General features: G+C 70.9%; 5 protein-coding genes and 1 pseudogene. 4 read left to right on the forward strand and 2 right to left on the reverse strand.

The window, feature by feature from the left end:
* Nucleotides 1-221, forward strand: a pseudogene (locus IB278_RS33435) (hypothetical protein); the annotation flags it as partial.
* 17 nt (nt 222-238) lie between these two features.
* Here the strand turns inward: IB278_RS33435 and IB278_RS33440 are convergent.
* A complete protein-coding gene (locus IB278_RS33440) occupies nt 239-1,282 on the reverse strand; it encodes a Bug family tripartite tricarboxylate transporter substrate binding protein (RefSeq protein ID WP_192328774.1) in 1,044 nt (347 codons plus the stop codon).
* 119 nt (nt 1,283-1,401) lie between these two features.
* Between IB278_RS33440 and IB278_RS33445 the strand changes: the two genes are divergently transcribed.
* Genes IB278_RS33445 through IB278_RS33455 form a run of 3 tightly spaced genes read left to right on the forward strand, consistent with a single transcriptional unit; the run spans nt 1,402 to nt 4,380 of the window.
* Nucleotides 1,402-3,063 carry an MBL fold metallo-hydrolase gene (locus tag IB278_RS33445; RefSeq protein ID WP_192328777.1) on the forward strand — a complete coding sequence of 554 codons (1,662 nt, stop codon included), beginning with the start codon at nt 1,402-1,404 and terminating at the stop codon, nt 3,061-3,063.
* Nucleotides 3,060-3,773 carry an RNA pseudouridine synthase gene (locus tag IB278_RS33450; RefSeq protein ID WP_145742039.1) on the forward strand — a complete coding sequence of 238 codons (714 nt, stop codon included), beginning with the start codon at nt 3,060-3,062 and terminating at the stop codon, nt 3,771-3,773. Before IB278_RS33445 ends, IB278_RS33450 begins: the two co-directional genes overlap by 4 nt.
* Nucleotides 3,774-3,831: 58 nt before the next feature.
* Complete coding sequence (locus IB278_RS33455) at nt 3,832-4,380, forward strand: hypothetical protein (RefSeq protein WP_145742041.1); 549 nt, start codon at nt 3,832-3,834, stop codon at nt 4,378-4,380.
* 42 nt (nt 4,381-4,422) lie between these two features.
* Here the strand turns inward: IB278_RS33455 and IB278_RS33460 are convergent.
* The coding region (locus IB278_RS33460; RefSeq protein ID WP_192328780.1) for an efflux transporter outer membrane subunit at nt 4,423-5,790 on the reverse strand (1,368 nt) is incomplete at its 5' end.

Here is a 5,790-nt window from a genome sequence, read left to right on the forward strand (position 1 = left end):
GCAGCCTGGGCTACAAGAGCTACGTGGACTACAACGTGGGCGTGTCGTACGACTTCGGCAACGGCCTGGCGCTGGCCGGCTCGGTGCAGGGCGCCAACAAGAAGAGCTCGTACCTGGCGGTGGCCAACCCCGGCTACGACTTCGGCTTCGGCACCTTCGGCCAGACCACCTATTCGCCCAACAAGGCGCGCTTCATCGTTACGCTCAGCAAGACGCTGTAGCGCACGGCAGCGGCCCCTCAGTCGATGCTGATGTTCGCGGCCTTCGCAACCTCGGCCCACTTCACGCGGTTGTCGTGCACCGTCTTTTTGAACTGCGCGGGCGACTCGATGCGCACGGTGTTGCCCTGGCTTTCGAAGCGCTCGCGGATCTCGGGCTGTTCGAGCACGGCCTTTACCGCGGCGTTGAGCCTGTCGACGATCTGCGCATCGGTGCCCTTGGGCGCGAAGATGCCGAACCAGATCGAGCTGTCGAAGCCCTTGGTGCCCGCGAGGCCGCTGGAGGCGATGGTGGGCACTTCCTTGACCGCGGCCACCGGCGCGGCGGTGGTCACGCCCAGCAGGCGCACCTTGCCGGCCTTGTAGTGCGGCAGCACGGTCTGCACCTGGTTCATGATGCAGCAGGTCTCGCCGCGCACCACGGAGGTGATGGCCTCGGGCCCGCCCTTGTAGGGCACGTGCACCATGTTCAAGCCGAGGCGCGAATTGAATTCGGCAAAGGCCATGTGCGTGCCGGCGCCGTTGCCTGTAGACGCATAGTTGTACTTTCCGGGGTTGGCCTTGACGAGATCGACGAACTCCTTCAAGGTCCTGGCGTTGATCACGTCCGGGTTGACGGTGAGCACGTTCGAGACGTCGAGCACCGGCGCCACCGGCACGAAGTCGGCCTCCACGTCGAACGGCAGTTTCTTGTAGAGCGCGGCGTTGCTGCCATGGGTGGCGGCGGTGCCGAACGAAAGCGTGTAGCCGTCGGGCTTGGCATGGGCCACGTACTCGCTCGCGATGTTGCCGGCCGCGCCCGACTTGTAGTCGATGATCACGGGCTTTCCAAGCTGGCGGGCGAGCGGTTCCTGGATGGCGCGGGCCACCACGTCGACGCCCGAGCCGGCCGGAAAACCCATGATCAGCGTGACCGGCTGCTGCGGCCAGTCGCCCTGCGCAAAAGCGGCGGACGATGCGGCTGCGCCAAGGGCGGCGCCCGCCAGCAGCAGGGCCGGGCGCAGGCGCCGCGTGAAGAACGACGACGAGAACCTGAGGTGGTGAGAGAAGGGAGAATGGATCATGACTGTCTTTCCTCGATGCGGGCGGTGCAGCCCGGGATTGTGGCGCGCGGTTCATGCCCGATCCGGTATGAGCTTATGCGGCACGCAACTGCATCGAACGATCTCTCCATAATCGCCGCATGGTCCGTCCCACCCAACAACTCCACCCCGCACGCGAGCCCGCACCCGTGCGCGCGGCAGCCACCGTGCTGCTGCTGCGCGATTCGGAGGCCGGCGTCGAAGTGCTGATGACGCGCCGCTCCGGCACTGCAAGCTTCGCGCCAGGCGCCTATGTGTTCCCCGGCGGGCAGATCGATGCAGCCGACGAAGCCGCCAGCCGCATCGCCGCGCGACGGCCCACCCAGAGCGGCCTGCAGCTGACGCAAGCCATCGCGGCCATCCGCGAAGGCTTCGAGGAGCTCGGCGTTCTGCTCGCGCGCCATGCCGACGGCCGGCCCGTGAGCGCGCAGGACATCGCGTCGATGGACCGCAGCACCACGTCGCCCGTGTCCTTTGCCGAGCAGTGCGCCGCGCGCGGGCTGGTGCTCGCGTGCGACCAGGTGTTCAGCTTCGCGCACTGGATCACCGACCGCGACCTGCCCAAGCGCTTCGACGTGCCCTTCCTGGTGGCGCGCATGCCCGAAGGCCAGACGCCCACGGCCGACGAGAGCGAGCAGTTCGAGCCCTGCTGGGTGCGGCCGGCCGATGCGCTGGCGCGCCATGCGGCGGGCAGCTTCTTCATGATCTTTCCGACGGTGCGCACGCTGCAGCGGCTCGCGGCCTATGCCAGCGTCGACGCGGTGCTGCAAGCCTGCGCCGCCGAGCAGCCGCTGTGGACCAGCTGCCCGCGCGCGGGCCTGCTGCGCGGCCAGGACGCGCGCTACATGGAAAGCGACTCGCCCTATGGCGAACTCGCGCTGGTGTGCCCCGACGGACAGCTGCTGCATGCACTCGACTGGCAGAGCGAGCGCGCCGTGCCGCTGCTCAGGAACGTGCAGCGCCTGACCGCGCCCAACCCCGGTGCCATGACCGGCCCGGGCACCAACAGCTACATCGTGGGCGACGCAGCCACGGGCTACCTCGTGATCGACCCGGGCCCGAACGACGCGGCGCATATTGATCGGCTCTGGCGTGCCACCGAAGGAAACATCCGCATGATCGTGTGCACCCATTCGCATGCCGACCATTCGCCCGGTGCGGCACCGCTGCAGGCGCTGTGCAAGGAGAAGCCGCCGATCCTCGGGCTGTCTTCGGCGCCCACGGCGCGCTCCTCGGCGCGCTTTGCCGCGGAGCGCGAATTGCGCGACGGCGAGCGCCTGGTGATCAGCGGCAGCACGGCCGAAGGCGAGCCCGTCACCCACACGCTGCGCGCCATCCACACGCCGGGCCACGCGGCCAACCACCTGTGCCTGGTGCTGGAGGAAGACGGATTGCTGTTCTCCGGCGACCACATCCTGAACGGCAGCACCACGGTGGTCGATCCGCCCGACGGCGACATGAACGCGTATCTCGATTCGCTCGACAAGCTCGATGCGGCCTGCGAGGCCGGCGGCATCGATTTCATCCTGCCGGCGCACGGCCATGTCATCGGCAGCGCGCGCAGCGCCATCGCGCAGCTGAAGGCGCACCGCCTGAAGCGTGAAGCCAAGATCGCCGCGGCCATGCAGAGGCTGCCCGGGGGCACGCCGGACGACTGGCTGCCGCTGGCCTACGACGACGTGCCCGAGCGCATGTGGCCGGTGGCCGCCCGCTCGCTGGCCGCGCACGTGGCGCGCATCCGGCAACGGGCCTCCACGCCATGAGCGGCGCTTCCGAAGAAGAAGGCATCCGCCTTGCCAAGCGCGTGGCCGCCATCGCGGGCTGCTCGCGGCGCGAGGCCGAGCTGCTGATCGAGAACGGCGCGGTGCGCGTCGACGGCGTGCCGGCGCTGCTGCCGCAGTCGCGCGTGCAGGGCCACCAGAAGGTCGAGATCGAGCCCGGCGCCAAGCCCGAGCCGGTGCTGCCCGTCACCTTGCTGCTGCACAAGCCGGCCGGCATGGCCACCGACTCCGCGCACCGGCTGCTGGTGGCCGCCAACCACCACGAGCCCGAGCGCGCGGGCATGCGCTTCCTGCCGGCGCACGCCAAGGCGCAGCGCTGCATGACGCCGCTCGAAACCGGCGCCAGCGGGCTCGTGGTCTACACGCAGGAATGGCGCATCGAGCGCAAGCTGCAGGAAGATGCGGGCGTGCTCGAACACGAGGTGATGGTCGACGTGGCCGGCAAGGTGAGCCCCGAGCAGCTCGCGCGCTTCGAGCGTTCGCCCGCACGCGTGAGCATCGGCCGCCAGGCCGACGACCAGACCGGCCTGCGCTTTGCACTCAAGGGCGCGCGGCCCGGACAGATCGCGCACCTGTGCGACGAAGCCGGCCTGCGCATCCTGGCCATGCGGCGCATCCGCATCGGCCGCGTGCCGCTGGCGGGGCTGGAGCCCGGCCAGTGGCGCTATCTTTCGCCGCACGAGCGCTTTTGACATCGAAGAAGAGGCACGAACAAGGCCCGAAGAGGAATCGACGACAGGAGACCCGTCCATGAAGTTCGGAACCCGGATCGCCGCACTCGCCTGCACCGCGCCGCTGGCGCTGGCGGGCTGCAGCTATCTCGCGCCATTGCTGCCCTTGTCCGCGCCACCACCGCCCCCGGCACCGCCGCCGGTCGTGTCGCCCAGCGGGCTCGCGCCGATCACCGAGGAGCAGGTGGAACGCATCCGCGAGGCCATCGTGACCAAGCCGCCTTCGCCGGCCGTGGCCAAGGTGGTGCAAAGCGCCGCGCCCACCATCGAATCCTTCGTGCGGACCGAAGGCTGCATCACCGCGCGCAACGGCGCCGTGCTCAATCCGTTCGCGGCGCCGGGCCGGCTGTTCGACGGCACCGGCTTCCAGGGCGGACCGATGGCGGAGATGCAGTACCACGACAGGACCGCCTGCGTGACGGTCAAGCGCATCCAGAACTGGAAGATGGTCTCGCCGAAGCGGCTGCGCTTCGAGGTGGTGTACGTGGGGGACGACGGCGAGGAGCGTTCGGTGCGGCGGCATGAACTGACGCGCCAGCCCAAGGGCGGCTGGCTCTTCACGCGCTGAGGCGCGTGGGCATCGCGCGCGGCCGGGAAGCGGCGGCCGCGGTCAGCGGATCGTGGTGGCGGGGCCGGATGCGGGCGCGGCAACGGCGGCCGTATCGTCCGGCTCCCACCCGCCGCCAAGCGCCATGAACAGCACCACCTGGTCGTCGGCCAGTTGCGCCTCGCTGGCCGCCAGCGCCGCGTCGCTCGCGGCCAGCGAGCGCTCGGCATCGAGCGCGTCGAGGTACGCGGTGCGGCCGCTCTGGTAGAGCTGGCGCGCCTGCGCGGCCACCTTGGCACTCTGGTCGCGCGAGGCCTGCAGCGCGGCGCGGCGGTCGAGCTCGCGCGCATAGGTGATGAGCGCGGTCTCGGTTTCGCGCAATGCGGTCAGCACGGTGCCGTCGAACTTCGCGAGCGCGGCGCGCGTGCCGGCCTCGGCCTGGGCAATGCGGGCTTGCGCGATGCCGGTGTTCGGAAGGGTCCAGGAGATCAGCGGGCCCATGCTCCAGCCGAGGGTGTCCTTGCGGCCGAAATCGCTGGCCGGCCCGGCCGACGAGGCCGAGAGCCCCAGCGTCACCTTCGGATAGAGATCGGCCGTGGCCACGCCGATGCGGGCGGTGGCTGCCGCCAGGCTGCGCTCGGCCTGGCGGATGTCCGGGCGGCGCCGCAGCAGTGCCGCGCCATCGCCCACCGGCAGCGTGCCGGCCACCCGCGGGGGCACGGCGCAGCCGGCCACCTCGCGCGGGAAGTCCTGCGGCAGCGCACCGGTCAGCGTGGCCAGGCGGTAGAGCGCGCCCTGGCGCTCGGCCTGCAGCGGCGGCAGTGCGGCGTTCAACTGCTCCAGCTGCGCGCGTGCGCGGCTCGCGTCAATGGCGCCGGCACGGCCCGCGCGCTGCAGGCGCTCGGTGGCATCCAGCGCGTCCTGCTGCAGCGCGACCGACTTCTGCGCGATCTGCAGGCGCAGGCCGGTCGAGCAGGCCTGAGCGTAGGCGCGCGCGGTGCCCGCGGCCACGTTCACGCGCACGAGGTCGAGCGCGGCCGCGGCGGCCTCGGCGCTGGCGCCCACGGCTTCGATGCTGCGGCGGATCTGGCCGAACAGGTCGACCTGGTAGGACAGCGAAGCGCCCGCGCTGTAGTTGAACCGGTCCGGTGGCTCGTAGCCCTTCTGCAGCATCGACAGGCCCGACGCGTGGCCGAACGAAGGGCCGCCGTTCACGCCGATCGTGGGGCGCCGGGCGCCGGCGACCTCGGCCTCGATGGCGCGCTCGCGCTCCAGGTTCGCGACGGCCTGCCGCAAGTCGGTGTTGTGCGCGAGGGCCTGCGCGACCAGCTGGTCGAGCAGCGGGTCGCGGTACAGCCGCCACCAGTGCGCGGGCAGCGGCGCGGCGTGCGCGGGCGCCTCGGCGAACGGGCGCGCGGCGCCGGGCTGGCT

Source organism: Variovorax sp. VRV01 (genome assembly GCF_014852545.1).
GTDB lineage: Bacteria > Pseudomonadota > Gammaproteobacteria > Burkholderiales > Burkholderiaceae_C > Variovorax > Variovorax beijingensis_A.